Raw genomic sequence first — 15,243 nt, 5'->3', positions numbered from 1 at the left:
AGCGGCCTGATCTCAGCTCGCCTGGGCGTGCCGCGGCGCGGGCCGCGCGGCCATGCTGATCATCCTGAGCGCGAAAACGGCGGCGAGCGGCACGAGGAACAGCGCGTAGAGCGGCATCTCCGGAATCCGCTTGCCGAACGAGACCATGAACTGCAGCAGCAGGTAGTAACCGCCGAAGAGATGCAGCCTGCGCCAGGCGTGCGGGCCCAGCACCGCCGCCGTGCGGTCGAACGAGGTCGCGGTCAGCGCGATGATGACGAGATAGCCGATGCCGCCGAAGATATAGGAGACGACAGAGGTCGCGGCCGCGAAGCCTGCCGGATCCTGGACCGCAAATGCGGCAATCGCGACCGCATGGATGGCGTGCGAGGCGGCGAAGGTGACGCCGAGATAGCGGCGGTTGCGGCGCTGCCAGTGCGTCCAGCCGTTCGGCCAGAGCCGCGCCAGTGCCGCGGCGGAGAAGGCGAGGCAGAACAACAGCAGCGAGGTCCGCGCCGTGAAGCGGATCACCATCCGCACGCCCTCGACCTCGAGCTGCCGCATCGCGGCGATCCAGATCGACAGCCCGATCAGGGTCAGCGTGAGCAGGCCGAACAGCCGCCAGCCCTCGAACCAGTTTCGACGCACCGCCATGTTCGCCTCCCGCCGTTGATGTAATCACCAGTTACATTTCGCGACCGCGCGCCGTCAATCCGTGTAATCGGTGCTTACATTCACAAGCGGGTGATGCTAGAGCATGATCCGGAAAAGTGCGAAGCGGTTTTCCGAGAAGGTCATGCTCAAACAAAGAGCTGAAGCGTCATGCGCCGCCCCGCCAAAAGCCCGCCTGCCGGTCGCCGGCCCGCCAAGCCGCGTCCAGCGCGGGCGCCGGCGGCCAAGCCGTACCATCATGGTGACCTCCGCCGGGTTCTGATCGACGCGGCCATGCAACTGGTCGGTGAGGGCGGGCCGGAGGCCGTAAGCGTGCGCGAAGCTGCCCGCCGCGCCGGGGTCTCGCCAGGCGCGCCGTTCCGGCATTTCCCGAGCCGGGACGCGCTGATCAATGCGGTGGCGGAGGAGGCGCAGCGCCGCTTCCGCGCCGAGATCGAGGCGGCGCTCGCCGATGCACCATCAGGCGATCCGCTCGGCCGCTTCCGCTGCCTCGGGATCGCCTATTTGCGCTGGGCGATGAAGAACCCGACCCATTTCGAGATCATCTCCAGCCGCCGCTTCTTCGATCATGACCGCTCGGCCGGCGTCTCCAGCGACAATGCCGAGTTGATTGGCCTGACCGAGCGTACGCTGGCGGAGGCGTTTGCGGCCGGTCAGCTCGGGCGGCGCGATCTGAAGCAGGTCCAGATCGCCGGCCGCGCGCTGGTCTATGGCTTCGCGCGGATGCACATCGACGGCCACTTGCCGCGGTGGGGCGTCGCCGAAGCGGAGACCGAACGGATGGCCGCCGATATCGTCGACCTCTTCATTGCGGGCATCGCGGGACCTGCGGCCAAAGCCTAGGCGCGCCGCGCCGGTCGTGGTGAACCGGGCGGGCAAATTCATTGCGCGTTCATGACGATTCAATTACGGTTTTGTGACGCGGTCCAGATACCGGCTGTGCCGTGCGCCTCCTGGCCCTTGCCAGTCAAGGCCGTGGCATTGCGCCGGGTTGTATTGCGTCCCGCCCATGGCGCCCGCGCCTCAGCAAAACTCTTCGGTTGCCGCACTGGCCGGCGGTCTTGCCGCGCTTGGCATCTGGCGGTTGATGGCGGTCGCCGCACCCCATCTCGGCGCGATGATCCTGATGCTGCGGACCGAGACCGATTTCGGTTCGCGGCTCTGCTTTCTGCTGACCTGGGGAATCCTCAACTTCCTGTTCATCACGCTGCTGCGCCGGCCGGCGCTGTCGGGCGCGCTGTCGCTGACCTTGGTCGTGGTGCTGGTGCTGCTGTCGCGGTTCAAGCACGACGTGGTGCAGATGACCGCGAACTTCGTCGACCTGATGGTGATCGATCGCGACACCGCGGCGTTCCTGCTGACGATCTTTCCAAACCTGCGCTGGTCGATCATCGGCGCCGGCCTAGTCACGCTGCCCTTGATGTACGCGCTGTGGTGGCTCGATCCGTTCCGCATTCGCCGCCTGCCGGCCGCGGCCGCCTGTCTCGCCTGCACCGCGGCGCTCTCCGGCTACGCCTTCGCCTGGCCGGACGAGGCCTGGCGCGGTTATTACGACGACGGCTATCTCTCGAAGTTCGCGCGCTCCGGCGTGACGGCGGTATCCGATTTCGTTGCCTACGGTTTCATGGAGTCGGATCCCGCCGCGAGCGACCAGCTCAAGGTCCCGCTGGTCGACGCCTGCCATCCCGCCGGCCGGCGACCCAACATCATCATGATCCATGATGAATCGAGCTTCGACATCCGCGCCGCCTCCGGCGTCAAGGTGCCGCCGGGCTATGGCAGCCAGTTCAAGTCCTATGACGGCGTCGAGCGCAAATTCCTCGCCGAGAGCAATGGCGGGCCGAGCTGGTTCACCGAGTACAACGTGCTTGCGGGATTGTCGTCACGCTCGTTCGGCCGCTTCTCCTATTTCGTCACCCGCATCGCCTCGGGCCGGGTCGAGCGCGGCCTGCCGCTGGCGCTGCGCCGCTGCGGCTATGACACGCTGTCGCTGTATCCCGCGTTCGGCGCCTTTATGAGCGCGCGCAACTTCCAGACCACGACCGGTATCCAGCAATTCTACGACGCGCATGATCTGCATGCGAAGGACGTCGAGCCCGACAGCTTCTTCTACGACAAGGCGCTGAAGCTGATGGCCGAGCAGAAGACGCTTGGCACGCCGCTGTTCACCTTCGTCTATCTCGCCGCCAATCATTTCCCGTGGGAGACGAAGTTCCGTCCCGACCTGCTGCCGGCATGGAAGCGGCCCGGCAACACGCCATCGATCGACGAATATCTGCGCCGGCAGGCGATGAGCGCCGGCGACTATGCCGGCTTCGTCGCGGCGCTGAAGAAGAAGTTTCCGGCGCAGCCGTTCCTGATCGTGCGTTACGGCGACCATCAGCCGGAGTTTTCGCCGCAGCTGCTCGACCCCGAGCTCGACGAGGCCGGCATCGGCAAGAAGCTGATGGATTACGATCCGCGCTATTACGCCACCTATTACGCGATCGACGCCGTCAATTTCGAGCCGGTGAAGAGCCCGGCGGTGATGGACACGATCGACGCCGCCTATCTGCCGCTGGTGATTCAGGAAGCCGCAGGCATTCCGCTCGATCCGTCATTCGAGGAGCAGAAGGCGATCATGCTCCGCTGCAACGGCGCGTTCTATTCCTGCAAGGACGGCGCAGAGGCGCGCCGCTTCAACCGCATGTTGATCGACGCGGGGATCATCAAGGGACTCTGAGCGTGCTCCGCCGGAACGCTCGGGCAACCGCATGAGCAGTCGCAACGTCCAATCTGCACATCAGGGCGATCGCATCTCGAACTAGACTAACGTCGGTAGACGAAGGTCGCCTGCGCGAAACCGCGAGCATTACTCATTTGTAATTACCTCGCCGAGATTTCGTCACGATTGGCTCGATGATCTGTCGCGTCGCTGCCACGATGTTCATGCGCGCAGCGTCAACTCAGCCAATCCCGCCCTTCTTGCAGGAGTGTTTGCCCATGCGAGCGCTCGATGTCGCACGCCTTGTCGTCGCCTTCGGACTTGCTGTTCCCCTCGCCATTCCCTCAGCCTACGCCGCCGAGCCGCCCGCACGACATCAAGGGGCTCTACATGATGACGGACTATCCGGCCGTCACCGTCAGGCCCGGGACGACCTCCAACATCTCGCTGCGTCTGCAGAACTACGATCTCGGTCCGCAGCGCTACAAGCTTTCGGTCGAGGGCGTGCCGAGCGGCTGGACCGCGACGCTGCTCGGCGGTGGCCAACCCGTCGCGGCGGCGATGCCGGCGCCCGATTCCAGCGTGCCGCTGCAGCTTCGGCTCGACGTGCCCGCCAACGCGTCGCTCGCCGAGCAGACCTTGACGGTGAAGGCCGAAGGGCAGGGCAGCACGGCGACCTTGCCGATCGTGGTCGCGCTCGCCAAGGAACTGCCGGCAAAGCTGACGGTGTCGTCGAAGCTTCCTGAGTTGCGCGGCAGTCCGAAATCGAACTTCGAATACACGCTGACCATCAAGAACGACAGCGGCCGCAACCTGGTCGCAAGCTTCGCCGCGGCGGCGCCGCAGAACTTCGAGACCTCGTTCACCGAGGCCTATGGCACGCAGGAACTGTCCTCGATCCCGATCGATGCCGGGCAGTCCAAGGACATCAAGCTCAAGGTGCGGCCGCCGAGCGCGATCGATGCCGGGCATTTCCCGGTCAAGGTCACCGTCAATGCCGAGGATGCGAGCGCGCAGACCGAGGTGGCGCTCGACGTCGCCGGCCAGCCGCAGCTTCAGCTCTCCGGACGTGACGGGCTGCTGAGCGCGCGCGCGGTCGCGGCCGAGCAGAGCACCATCCCGGTCGTCGTCACCAACAGCGGCACCGCGCCGGCCGACAATATCGAGCTCTCGGCGACGGCGCCGAGCGGCTGGAAGGTCACGTTCCAGCCGGCCAGGATCGAGCGGCTGGTGCCCGGCAAGGATACCGAGGTGCAGGCATTGGTGACGCCGAGCGACAAGTCGCTCGCCGGCGATTACCAGGTCGCGATGCGCGCCAGTTCGCGGGGCGAGACCGCATCGAGCCAGTTCCGCGTCACCGTGAGCACGTCCACCGTCTGGGGCATGGCCGGCGCCGGCGTGATCGGCGTCGCGCTGCTGCTGATGCTCGGTGCTGTCGCGAGGTTCGGACGGCGATGAGCGAGCAGCAGCAGACCAGCCCCCCGACACGGCCGGACGTCGTCATCGCAGCGCGCGATCTCACCAAGCGCTACGGCAAGACCAGCGTCGTCGACGCCATCAACTTCGACATCGCCAAGGGCGAGGTGTTCGGGCTGCTCGGCCCGAACGGCGCCGGCAAGACCACGACCATCCTGATGATGCTCGGGCTGACCGAGATCTCGGCCGGCCGGGTCAGCGTGCTCGGCTTCGATCCGGCGCGGCAGCCGTTGCAGGTCAAGCGGCGCGTCGGCTATCTGCCCGACGCCGTCGGCTTCTACGACCACCTGAGCGCGGTGGAGAACCTCGCCTACGCCGCCAAGCTGATGGGGCTCTCGATGGCCGAGCGGTCGCGGCGGATCGCGGCGGCGCTGACCCGGGTGCGTCTCGTCGACGTCGCCGACAAGCGGGTCGCGACCTTCTCGCGCGGCATGCGGCAGCGGCTCGGACTTGCCGAGATCATCGTCAAGCGCGCCGAGATCGCGATCCTCGACGAGCCGACCTCGGGTCTGGATCCGCAGGCGACGATCGAATTCCTCGACCTGATCAGGGAATTGAAGGCCGAGGGCGTCACGGTGCTGCTGTCGTCGCACATGCTCGACCAGGTCCAGCGTGTCTGCGACCGCGTCGCGCTGTTCCGGGCCGGGAAGATCGCGATGATGGGGTCGGTGGCCGAGCTCTCGGTCCAGGTGCTGGGCGCGGGCTTTGTCGTCGAGGTCGAGGCCGACGGTGCCGGGATTGCCCGGCGGCTTGCGGCGATCCCGGGCGTCGGCAATGTCGAGACGCTCGCCGACGACCGCTTCCGCATGACCGCCGACCGCGACGTGCGGGCCGATGCGGCGCGCGCGGTGGTCGCCGCCAACGGTGCGCTGCGGCGGCTCTCGGTCGACGAGCCGAGCCTCGAGGCGATCTACGCCCGTTACTTCCAGGCCACCCCATCAGGAGGCGTGCGCGATGCGGCGTGAAGGTTCAGCATTCCAGGGCGTCGGCGCGGTCTTCGTCAAGGAGCTGTCGGACAACATCTCGAGCGTCCGCATGCTGATGCTCGAGCTTCTGATTGTGGTGACCGCGATGGCGGCGCTCTACGAGGCGATCAATGCGCTGCGCCAGAACACGGCGGAGGATCCGTTCCTGCTGCTGCGGCTGTTCACCGTGAGCCAGGCGCCGCTGCCGTCCTTCGTCGCCATCCTCGGCTTCCTGATCCCGCTGATGGCGATCGGGCTCGGCTTCGACCTGATCAACAGCGAGCACAACCGGCGCACGCTGTCGCGGATTCTGGCGCAGCCGATCTATCGCGACGCGCTGCTGCTCGGCAAATATCTCGCCGGGCTCGCGACCATCGCGATCAGCCTGACCGCGCTGTGGCTATTGGTGATCGGGCTCGGCCTGATCTTCCTCGGCGTGCCGCCGGGCGGCGAGGAGATCGCCCGTTCGCTCGCCTTCCTGGTGATCGCGATCTTCTATGCCGGCGTCTGGCTGTCGCTCGCGATGCTGCTCTCGATCGTGTTCCGCTCACCGGCGACCGCGGCGCTGGTGTCGCTCGGGATCTGGCTGTTCCTGACCGTGCTGTGGCCGATGCTGGCGCCGGCGATCGCGCAGGCCATCGTGCCGCCAGATCCGCGCTTTGCCGCGCTCGGCCTCGATACACCGGGGACCGCGATCTGGACCCAGCTGCTGCAACGCTTCTCGCCGAACGATCTGTTCGGCGAGGCGATGCTGGCGGTGCTGTCGCCGACCACGCGTACGCTCGGCCCGGTGTTTCTCGACCAGATCCGCGGCGCGGTGATGGGCGCGCCGCTGCCGTTCGGCCAGAGCGTGATGATCGCGTGGCCGCAGACGGTCGGCCTGATCGCCTGCACGATCGTGCTGTTCGTGGCAGGTTACGTCCTGTTCCAGCGCCAGGAGGTCAGGGCCTGAGGCGGGGAAGGGCCGCTCAGTGCGGTCCGATCTTCTCCCACAGCCAGCGGGCCACGGCGTCGGGCGATGATGACGCATCATTGTCCGACGCGCGCAAATTGGCCTCCCGCATCGCGGCGATGTCGATCTTGCCGAGCAGCGGCCACAGCGCCGCCTTGAAAGCCTCGTCATCGCGTCGCTTCGGCGACAGCAGCACGATCGCGTCATAGGGCGGGATCGCGTGCCTGTTATCCTCGAGCGTGACGAGGTCGTATTTCGCGATCAGCCCGTCGCTGGTGTAGCCCGCGATGACGTCGACCTCGCCGGAGGCGACCGCCGCATACATGAAATCCGGCTGCATCGTGCGCTGGGCGCGGAAGGTCAGCCCATAGGCCTTCTGGATGCCGGCCCATTCCGGCCGCGAGAAGAACTCATAGTCGCCGGCGATCGACATCGTCGCGGCGTGCGAGGCGAGGTCGGCGATCGAATGGATGCCGAGCTCGTTCGCGCGCTTCTTCGGCATCACCAGCGTATAGGCATTCTCGAAGCCGAGCTCGCCGAACAGCGTGATGTCCTGCTTGCCCAGCGTCGTCTTCAGCTCACCCAACAGCTCGGCGCGCGGCCGGATGCCGGTCTGGTGGAACTGGTTGGCCCACAGCGTGCCGGAATAATCGACATAGACATCGATGTCGCCGGCTGCGAGCGCGTCGAAGATCACGTTGGAGCCGAGGCCGGCGCGGGTGGTGGTCGGCAGTCCAGCCGATTGCAGGCGCTGCGCGATCAGCGCCGACAGCACATATTGCTCGGTGAAGGTCTTGGCGCCGACGACATAGCGCGCGTGCGGACGTGCGATCGCGGGCACCAGCGTCGCCGCTATCAGGGCCACGATGCCGAGCCCGCCAAGGGCCGTGCGTACCCGGCTGCGGTTGCGCAAGCCATTCTCGATCAGCGCCAGCAACTGGTCGACGACCAGCGCGAGCACCGCGGCGGCGAAGCAGCCGAACAGCACGAACACCCAGTTCTGGGTCTGCAGCCCCGCGAAGATGTAGTTGCCGAGGCTGGTCTGGCCGATCGGCGTCGACAGCGTCGCGGTGCCGATCACCCACACCGCGGCGGTGCGGATGCCTGCCATCATCACCGGCAGCGCGAGCGGCAGTTCGACCATGGTGAGCGATTGCCGCGGCGTCATGCCGACGCCTTGCGCCGCTTCCAGCACGGCCGGATCGACGCCCGACAGGCCGGTGATGGTGTTGCGCAACACCGGCAGCATCGAATAGAGCGCGAGCGCCAGCACCGCGGGTAGGAAGCCGAAGGCGGAAAAGCTGAAGCCGAGCCACGAAGCCGTCACCGCGGCGAGCGCCAGCAGCAACGGATAGAACAACGCGAGCAGAGCGAGCCCGGGCACCGTCTGCACGATGCTGGCAAGTCCGAGCAGGGTCGTGCGCAGCACCGGCCGGTTGCGGGCGACGATCGCGAGCGGCAGGCTGATCAAAAGCCCGAGCGCCAGCGCGGCGACGCTGACGCGCACATGGCTGCCGAGATAATCAGGCAGATGTGCAAGCGCCTCGCTCCAGCGTGGATCGGTGGACAGGCTCATGCCGTGCCGTCCCGCGGCAGCAATGCGCCGAGGCGCTCCGCCTGCCGCCGCGGCGTGCGCAGCAATTCGCGGACATAGGCGTCGGTGCTGGCGGTGAGTTCCGCGGGCGCGCCCTGGGCGAGCAACCTGCCGCCATGCATGACAGCGACCCGGTCGGCCAGCAGCAACGCCTCGGTCATGTCGTGGGTGATCATGACCGTGGTGAGGCCGAGCTCGCGATGCAGTGTCCGGTAATCGTCGCCGAGTGCGTCGCGGGTGATCGGATCGAGCGCGCCGAACGGCTCGTCCATCAGCACGATGCGCGGCTTCGCGGCCAGCGCACGCGCGACGCCGACGCGTTGGCGCTGCCCGCCGGAGAGCTCGTGCGGCAGGCGGTCGCGATATTGTGAGCGGTCGAGCCGCACGAGGTCGAGCAGTTCGTCGACCCGTGCCGAGATCTCGGCCTGCGGCCAGCCGAGCAGTTTCGGTGTGATGCCGATATTGCCGGCGACGGAAAGATGCGGAAACAGGCCGCCGCTCTGGAAGACATAGCCGATGCGGCGGCGCAGCAGGATCGGGTCGATGCGGCCGACATCTTCGCCCTCGACCGCGACCTGGCCGCGGTCGGCTTCGATCAGGCGGTTGGCCAGCCTGAGCAGCGTCGTCTTGCCGGAGCCGGAGTCGCCGACGACCGCCAGGAATTCCCCCTCGGCTACGTCAAGCGAGACGTCGTTGACCGCCACCACCCGACCATCGTCAAAACTCTTGCCGACATGCGCGTAGGCAATCAGCGGCGTTATGGGCATTCGGTCTTGTCCCTCCCAAGGGGTCGCCCCATCACCGGATCGGTTGTGGCAGGCGCATCTGATCTATTATGCTGTTGGCAGCGTTGACGGAAGGGCGGCGAAGGGCGGCAATGAGCGCCGATCAGTGCAGTTACGACTACTGGCTCGGCGCCAGGGAACTCAAGTACAGTGCCGCGGGCGTGGAGCGTTCCGTCAAGCCGGGCGCAACGATCCGGCGTGCGCGGGCCGTCCTCGATATCATCGGCGTCACCAAGGTTGCCGACGTGACCGACCTGGACCGGATCGGCATTCCGAATTTCACGGCTGTGCGGCCGCACGATGCCGGGCCCGGTATCTCCTATTACAGCGGCAAGGGCACGACGCGCGACCAGGCTCATGCGGGTGCGCTGATGGAGGCGATCGAGCGGCATGCGGCCGAATGGTACGATGGTCCAATAACCGCTGCATCCCACGCCAATTTGCGCCAACAAGATGCTTGCGTGGACCCGCTGCACATTCATGTGCCGATGGTCCGCGACTATAGCGAGAATCTGCGCCTGGAGTGGGCACAGGGGTTCGACCTGATCGGTCGCTGTCCTACATACGTGCCGGTCAACTGCCTGCTGGCGCCTTACCGTCCCTATTTGGGGGCGCTGCTCTTCTATTCGAGCACCAACGGTCTCGCCTCCGGCAACACCAGGATCGATGCGCTTTGCCACGCACTGTGCGAGGTGATCGAGCGCGACACGACCGCGCTAGCGATGGCGGAAGCGTTGGTTGGGCCGGCAGTGGCCGTAACCCTCTCCGAGATCGGATTTGACGTCCGCCAATCGCCGGAGCCGGTCGTGGATGCGCCACTGATCTCGCTTCGAAGCCTACCCCGTCAGGCGGCGGTGCTGGTCCGCAAGATGCAGCGCGCCGGCATCGAGGTCGAGCTGCGGAATTTGACGACCGCGATCGGGGTTCCGACAATCGACTGCATCATCACCGAACGGGATGGTCCGGCGGGTGTCGCGGTCGCCTATGGTGGGGCCGGCACCCATCCCGATGCCCGTATCGCGCTGACCCGCGCCCTCACCGAAGCTGCGCAATCGCGGGTGACCGGAATTCATGGCGGCCGGGAGGACATCCCGGATTTCGCATCTGCCGTTCCGCGCCCTCCGCCGGAGCCCGATCATCATGCAATGATCAGCTTCGGCGAGATCCCGTCACGCGAGCATGCGTCCGTGAATGAGGACGTCGAGTTCATCGTTGACCGGATGCGTAACGTTGGGTTCGATCAGGCCGTCGTATTCGATCTCACGCGGGCGGAGGTCGGAATTCCGGTAGTACGGGTTGTCGTGCCGCACGCCGAATCGTGGACGCTCTTCATTGAGCATGGCGGCCGTGCGAGTCTGGGGCCTCGAGCGTTGCGGCAGATCACATGAATGAAACGACTGTGCCGATGGTCGATCCGCGGGCCTCGCTGAAGATGATCGTGTTTGCCGGTCCATCGATCACCGAGACCGAGTTGCGCAGGCATGCCGTTGCCGCCCATGCGCCTCCAGTGCGGCGTGGTGATCTCGCAATGGCCGATGACTACGACATCATCGTGATCCTCGATGGAGAGTTCGGCCAGAGCATGTCGGTGTCGCCCAAGGAGATACTCGGTCTTCTCGCGCGCGGAAAAACTGTGATCGGCGCGTCCAGCATGGGAGCGCTCCGCGCATCTGAGCTCGACCGCTGCGGCATGATCGGGGTCGGTTGGGTGTACGACTATTTCCGGCGGAGCGCGGTTCGCCGCGACGCCGATGTCGCCCTGGTCTACTCGCCGTTCGACATGAAGGCGATGACGGTGCCGATGGTCGATCTCGAATTCTGGATGGAAGGTGCGGCGCGGGCCGGCCTGGCTCCGCGCAAGGATAGGGTTCGCCTGCTCAAGGCGGCGAGGAGCATCTTCTATGCCGATCGAACGCCGGACCGGTTGGTGGACGCGCTGCACCGCGCCGCCGATGCTGAGATGCTTGAAGCGCTGCTGGGGTTCTCGGGCGGGGCCGTTCCAAGTGTCAAGTCGCTCGACGCGGTCGAGGCAGTTTGTTTCGGTGCGTTGCTGGCAGCGCGCGGCCGACAGGGCGGTTAGCGGCGCCGCGGACGGGAAGGGGACAGCAATTGGACGTCGACACACCTCCAACGCCGAGCCGGCAATTGAAGGAGCTGCTTGGCAGGGCGCTGCTGGACGACGAATTGCGCGCGCGGCTGCTCGCCGATCCCGCGGCAATTGCGCGGGAGCTCAATCTTGCTCCCGCCGAGGCCCGAGCCCTCGCGCGGCTCGACCGTGCAGCATTCGAGCAGCGGGCTGCCCGACTGCGGCAGGTCTGAGGCCGCGCCAGCCGCGGCAAGATCAGGATGGCCTTTAATCAGGACGTCTTCATCAGGACGTCTTGGGCGGGCAACACATCGTGAACCGGAGCAGGGTCGGACGGGTGCTGTCGGCCGCGTACTCCCATTCCAGCTTGACCTCATGCACCTTGCTGCCCGCCGGCAGGTCTTCGACGTCGACAATGATGCAGATCGGGTCCGGTTCCGAGTTGAAGCACTTGCGAAGGCAGGCGTCCAGCAATGCACATCGTGTCAGCGGGATGACGTCGGGCTCGTCCTTCGATAGCGGCGTCGTATTGGGCTGGTTGGTGAGATCGAGACGGGCTTGCCCCATCTCCTTGGTCCAGTACTGGCCGGCCCCGAACGGCCAGTCTCTCAGCGGTGACAATACCGGCTGATACTGCCCGTACTCCATTGTCGCCATGTGGATCTGGTCCGAGGCCTTGAGCTTGGCCACACTCGCCCTCATGGCGTCAATCGGATGGTAGAGTTTGTTCATATGATCTTTGAACTGCTGATTGTTGTAGATCGCGCCGCCGAATTTGGTGGGCATAATCGGGGGTCCTTTCGAAACTAAACGGTGATGGCACTACCCCCGGAAGTCTACGCAAGGTTGCGCGCTTGGCAATACCGCGGGAGCGCCGAACGACGGGTATCCGGTCGACATGACACGTCCCGCGGGGGGCTTGTCCGACCGGTTCGGCTACGTCACAATTGATTGACATCCCTGTCAGAAGGGCCGCCGAGCATCCGCTCGGAATGCGTCTGCCGACGTAACCGCAATAGCAGGCTGGATCGTGGACCCCGATAGCGAACGGAAGTTCGTGACAATTCTCCGCGCGGATGTGGTTCAGTCGACGGGTCTCATTGCCGAGCTCGAGCCTGAGCAGGCGGTGTCGCGCCTCGAACCTGCGCTGGTCGCGATGCGCGCTTCCGTGCGTCAGTTCGGCGGTATTGTCAGCAAGGAACTAGGCGATGGCCTGGCAGCCGTCTTTGGTGCGCCGATCGCCGACGACAACCATGCACCCTTGGCCTGCCATGCGGCCATTGAGCTTGTCCGACGGGTAGAGAGCCTCGGCGATCCGAGCCTGCAGGTCCGCGTCGGGCTCCATTCGGGTCTCGTCGTGACCTATGTGGTCGCCAGTGAATTCTCCAAGGTCTACGAGATCGGCGGTGCGGCGCAGCATCTCGCCGCCCGACTGGAGTCGATCGCGGAAGCCGGTCAGATCTATGCGTCGGAGGCCTGCCAGAAGCTTTGCGAAGGTCACGTGCGCTTCGAGTTCCTGGGAACGCGGGCCCTGCGGGGCTTCGCGGACCCGACCCCGGTCTATCGGGTTGTCGGAGCAAGCGATCTGTCGAGTTGGCGCGTGCGCAAGGCACGTAGTGTTTCCCGGTTCGTGGGGCGCTTGGGAGAGACCGAACAACTTAGGGACTTCGCCGAGGCCGCGAGGAGCAACGGCCGAACCGTTTGTCTGAGCGGCGATCCCGGCATCGGAAAATCGCGTCTGGTCCACGAGCTTGTTCAGGAGCTCGAGGGCGAAGGTTGGAAGATTGTCGAAGCCGAATGCAGTCCCAACTTGCAGAGTTCGCCATTTGCGGCGCTCAAAAGATTGTTGCTGTCCGTCCTCGGCCCCGCGAAGGGGAGTTACGAGCACGGCAGCAGAGAGGATTTGCGGTCGGGATTGCCCGCGGTCATGCGAACGGCGATCGATGCCGTCCTCGACCTGCCGATAGCGGACGCACACTGGGAGCGGTTGGAGCCTCAGTTGCGTGGTCGAGCGATCTGCGATGCCACCTGCGCGCTGATCGAGAAACTCGCGTGGCAGAAGCCCGTGGTGCTGCTGATCGAGGACGTGCACTGGGTCGACCGCGCGAGCGATGCCGCGATGGCCGCCCTTGCGTCGCTGCGCGTCCGAAATCTGCTGATTATCATTACCAGCCGGACCAATGGCCTCCCGGATTGGGCCGATCGAGGCTCTGCCGAGCGCGTCGTTCTGCGGCCCCTCGAGGAGGGGGCCGGATTGGCCATGCTCGACGCAATTCTTGGAATCTCGGCGACGATGCTTGATCTGAAGAACCGGATTATGCGTCACACCGCCAACGTCCCGCTGTTCATCGAAGAAGTCTGTCGCGGCCTCAAGGAGGCCGAGGTCCTCCAGGGGCAATGGGGCGCGCTGGTGCTCGCACAGCCGATCAACGAACTGGGAATTCCCGCCAATATCCAGGGGGTGATCGCGTCGCGCCTCGACCGGTTGTCGAGAGAGGAGCATGCGCTCATGCAGACGGCGGCCGCGCTCGGTCCGCGTTCGACATTGAGTACGCTCCGCGACGCAGCCGAGCTTCCCGATGCTTTGTTGCAGAACTGTCTCGCCACGCTCGACTCGGCCGAACTGTTCGTCAGGGCAGGCGACGTTGCCGGGGAATCCTTCGAGTTTCGCCACGACATGGTACGCCAGGTCACCTACGACACGATGGTCCAGCGTACGCGCGAACGAATCCACACGCGCATTCTTTCGGTGCTGGAACGCGACGACAGCCTGCGAGAGGAGCCCGACAAGCTCTGCTACCATGCGACGCGCGCGAAGGATTGGCCGAAGGCCTTTACCTACGGGCGCGTCATCGCCAGGAAATGCGTCGGCCGCTCCGCATTCGCCGATGCGGCCACGCATTTCGAGATTGCGATGGATGCGCTCGACCGAACGCCGATTTCCCATGAGCGAGAGGCCGAGGCGGTCGATTTGCGCATCGAGGCGCGGATGGCCTTTATGGGATCCGGCAGGGTTTCAGAATGGCTCGATCTCGGAAAGGAGGCCGAACGACGCTCTGATTCCATCGGCGATATCGGGCGCAAGGTCGCGGCGATGACGATCCGCTCGGCGGCGCAGAATTTCTACGGCGCGGCGGTCGACGCGGTCGCCACCGGCGAGCAGGTCGTTCATCTGGCCCAGGAGTGGGGCAATGTCGGATGGCTGAATCTCGCCGAGTATGGCCTTGGCCAGGCGTACCATCTGTGTGGTCGTTATCGCGAAGCCGAACAGGCCCTCGGGCGCGCCTGCGCGCGATTGATGGGACCCGAGCCCAGTGCGCCGATCGGGACCACGCCAAAATATCTCCTCCTGGTATGCTGCATGATGAAGGCGATCGCGCACACGGCGCTCGGGGAATTCGAGTTGGCCGGTGCGTTTCAGCGGCAGGCGGATGAAATCGCCGATGAAAGCGGACGTCCGTTCGACCGCGTTGCGGCCGCCTATAGCGGCGGCAGCTTGATCCTGGCACGTCAGGATCCGGCGGCTGCGGCGATCTTGCTCGATGATGCGTTTGCATTGGCGCAGGAGCATGGCGTGCGAATTTTCGCTCCGGTCATCGGCAGCCAGCGCGGTATGGCCTACCTCGAGCAGGACCGGGTGGATGATGCGTGCGCCATTCTGTCGGAAGCACGCGAGACAGCGCGGGCGGTCGGCTACACCTCGACCGTTGTACGTAGCTCGGCGTTCCTGGCTGTAGCTCTCAGCCGGAGAGGTGAATTGGCCGACGCACAGCGAATGGTCCGCGACGCCCGCAACATAGCCCGGCAGCAGGGGTTTCGCGGACTGGAGGCTGAGGCCCTGTACTACGAAGCCGTGATCGCGCCTGCGACCAGCGAGGATGATCGGGCTCCACTGGTTCGCACCTTGCAGGCCTGCATCGCGCTTGCGACCGAGTGCGAGGCCAACCCGCTGCGAGCGAAGGCAGAGGCGCTTTTCGACAGGATGTTTGCTTCGATGCGCACCTGAGCCGGACGGTCCGTCGTGTGAGGT

13 protein-coding genes are annotated in these 15,243 nt (G+C 65.6%); 9 read left to right on the top strand and 4 right to left on the bottom strand.

The genetic code is table 11. The features are described 5' to 3' along the window. Positions 1-12 precede the first annotated feature (12 nt). Positions 13-633 carry a hypothetical protein gene (locus ACVILL_RS01665; RefSeq protein ID WP_456727548.1) on the bottom strand — a complete coding sequence of 207 codons (621 nt, stop codon included), beginning with the start codon at positions 631-633 and terminating at the stop codon, positions 13-15. Positions 634-801: 168 nt separating this feature from the next. Between ACVILL_RS01665 and ACVILL_RS01660 the strand changes: the two genes are divergently transcribed. The 5 genes from ACVILL_RS01660 to ACVILL_RS01640 all read left to right on the top strand — a co-directional run bounded on the left by ACVILL_RS01660 (position 802) and on the right by ACVILL_RS01640 (position 6,748). Beyond that, positions 802-1,494 (top strand): TetR/AcrR family transcriptional regulator, encoded by a 693-nt coding sequence (locus ACVILL_RS01660; RefSeq protein WP_456727547.1) that lies wholly within the window; start codon positions 802-804, stop codon positions 1,492-1,494. Between the two features lie 166 nt (positions 1,495-1,660). Further along, a complete protein-coding gene (locus tag ACVILL_RS01655) occupies positions 1,661-3,373 on the top strand; it encodes a sulfatase-like hydrolase/transferase (RefSeq protein WP_456727546.1) in 1,713 nt (570 codons plus the stop codon). Positions 3,374-3,646: 273 nt separating this feature from the next. After that, positions 3,647-4,813 (top strand): COG1470 family protein, encoded by a 1,167-nt coding sequence (locus tag ACVILL_RS01650; RefSeq protein ID WP_456727545.1) that lies wholly within the window; start codon positions 3,647-3,649, stop codon positions 4,811-4,813. Beyond that, the gene (locus ACVILL_RS01645; protein ID WP_456727544.1) at positions 4,810-5,796 is read left to right on the top strand and encodes an ABC transporter ATP-binding protein; all 987 of its coding nucleotides are present in this window, start codon (positions 4,810-4,812) and stop codon (positions 5,794-5,796) included. The genes ACVILL_RS01650 and ACVILL_RS01645 overlap by 4 nt, the downstream gene beginning before the upstream one ends. Continuing rightward, on the top strand, positions 5,786-6,748 hold the full coding sequence (locus ACVILL_RS01640) for an ABC transporter permease (RefSeq protein WP_456727543.1): 963 nt from the start codon (positions 5,786-5,788) through the stop codon (positions 6,746-6,748). The genes ACVILL_RS01645 and ACVILL_RS01640 overlap by 11 nt, the downstream gene beginning before the upstream one ends. 16 nt (positions 6,749-6,764) lie before the next feature. Here ACVILL_RS01640 and ACVILL_RS01635 read toward each other — a convergent pair whose 3' ends face one another. Both ACVILL_RS01635 and ACVILL_RS01630 read right to left on the bottom strand, forming a co-directional pair. Continuing rightward, a complete protein-coding gene (locus ACVILL_RS01635) occupies positions 6,765-8,324 on the bottom strand; it encodes an ABC transporter permease/substrate-binding protein (RefSeq protein WP_456727542.1) in 1,560 nt (519 codons plus the stop codon). Then, a complete protein-coding gene (locus ACVILL_RS01630) occupies positions 8,321-9,109 on the bottom strand; it encodes an ATP-binding cassette domain-containing protein (protein WP_456727541.1) in 789 nt (262 codons plus the stop codon). Before ACVILL_RS01630 ends, ACVILL_RS01635 begins: the two co-directional genes overlap by 4 nt. Before the next feature lie 110 nt (positions 9,110-9,219). On the opposite strand from ACVILL_RS01630, the gene ACVILL_RS01625 reads away from it, so the two are divergent. From ACVILL_RS01625 to ACVILL_RS01615, 3 genes are all read left to right on the top strand, one after another. Beyond that, positions 9,220-10,515, top strand: a complete 1,296-nt coding sequence (locus ACVILL_RS01625; RefSeq protein ID WP_456727540.1) for a YcaO-like family protein — start codon at positions 9,220-9,222, stop codon at positions 10,513-10,515. Positions 10,516-10,655: 140 nt separating this feature from the next. After that, positions 10,656-11,207: a TfuA-like protein gene (locus ACVILL_RS01620; RefSeq protein ID WP_456727539.1), complete on the top strand. Its 552-nt coding sequence runs from the start codon at positions 10,656-10,658 to the stop codon at positions 11,205-11,207. Between the two features lie 29 nt (positions 11,208-11,236). Further along, a complete protein-coding gene (locus ACVILL_RS01615; RefSeq protein ID WP_456727538.1) occupies positions 11,237-11,446 on the top strand; it encodes an Os1348 family NHLP clan protein in 210 nt (69 codons plus the stop codon). Positions 11,447-11,498: 52 nt separating this feature from the next. Here the strand turns inward: ACVILL_RS01615 and ACVILL_RS01610 are convergent, their stop codons facing one another. Next, on the bottom strand, positions 11,499-11,999 hold the full coding sequence (locus tag ACVILL_RS01610) for a hypothetical protein (RefSeq protein ID WP_456727537.1): 501 nt from the start codon (positions 11,997-11,999) through the stop codon (positions 11,499-11,501). 244 nt (positions 12,000-12,243) lie between these two features. Between ACVILL_RS01610 and ACVILL_RS01605 the strand changes: the two genes are divergently transcribed. Further along, complete coding sequence (locus tag ACVILL_RS01605) at positions 12,244-15,219, top strand: ATP-binding protein (RefSeq protein WP_456727536.1); 2,976 nt, start codon at positions 12,244-12,246, stop codon at positions 15,217-15,219. Positions 15,220-15,243 lie beyond the last annotated feature (24 nt).

The organism is Bradyrhizobium sp. USDA 3364 (assembly GCF_054056355.1).
This window is presented reverse-complemented; position numbering and strand designations above follow the sequence as displayed.

Bases quoted from the DNA above. Each gene is read 5' to 3' on its own strand.
- ACVILL_RS01665 (WP_456727548.1), bottom strand. From the start codon at position 633: ATGGCGGTGCGTCGAAACTGGTTCGAGGGCTGGCGGCTGTTCGGCCTG.
- ACVILL_RS01660 (WP_456727547.1), top strand. From the start codon at position 802: ATGCGCCGCCCCGCCAAAAGCCCGCCTGCCGGTCGCCGGCCCGCCAAG.
- ACVILL_RS01655 (WP_456727546.1), top strand. From the start codon at position 1,661: ATGGCGCCCGCGCCTCAGCAAAACTCTTCGGTTGCCGCACTGGCCGGC.
- ACVILL_RS01650 (WP_456727545.1), top strand. From the start codon at position 3,647: ATGTCGCACGCCTTGTCGTCGCCTTCGGACTTGCTGTTCCCCTCGCCA.
- ACVILL_RS01645 (WP_456727544.1), top strand. From the start codon at position 4,810: ATGAGCGAGCAGCAGCAGACCAGCCCCCCGACACGGCCGGACGTCGTC.
- ACVILL_RS01640 (WP_456727543.1), top strand. From the start codon at position 5,786: ATGCGGCGTGAAGGTTCAGCATTCCAGGGCGTCGGCGCGGTCTTCGTC.
- ACVILL_RS01635 (WP_456727542.1), bottom strand. From the start codon at position 8,324: ATGAGCCTGTCCACCGATCCACGCTGGAGCGAGGCGCTTGCACATCTG.
- ACVILL_RS01630 (WP_456727541.1), bottom strand. From the start codon at position 9,109: ATGCCCATAACGCCGCTGATTGCCTACGCGCATGTCGGCAAGAGTTTT.
- ACVILL_RS01625 (WP_456727540.1), top strand. From the start codon at position 9,220: ATGAGCGCCGATCAGTGCAGTTACGACTACTGGCTCGGCGCCAGGGAA.
- ACVILL_RS01620 (WP_456727539.1), top strand. From the start codon at position 10,656: ATGGCCGATGACTACGACATCATCGTGATCCTCGATGGAGAGTTCGGC.
- ACVILL_RS01610 (WP_456727537.1), bottom strand. From the start codon at position 11,999: ATGCCCACCAAATTCGGCGGCGCGATCTACAACAATCAGCAGTTCAAA.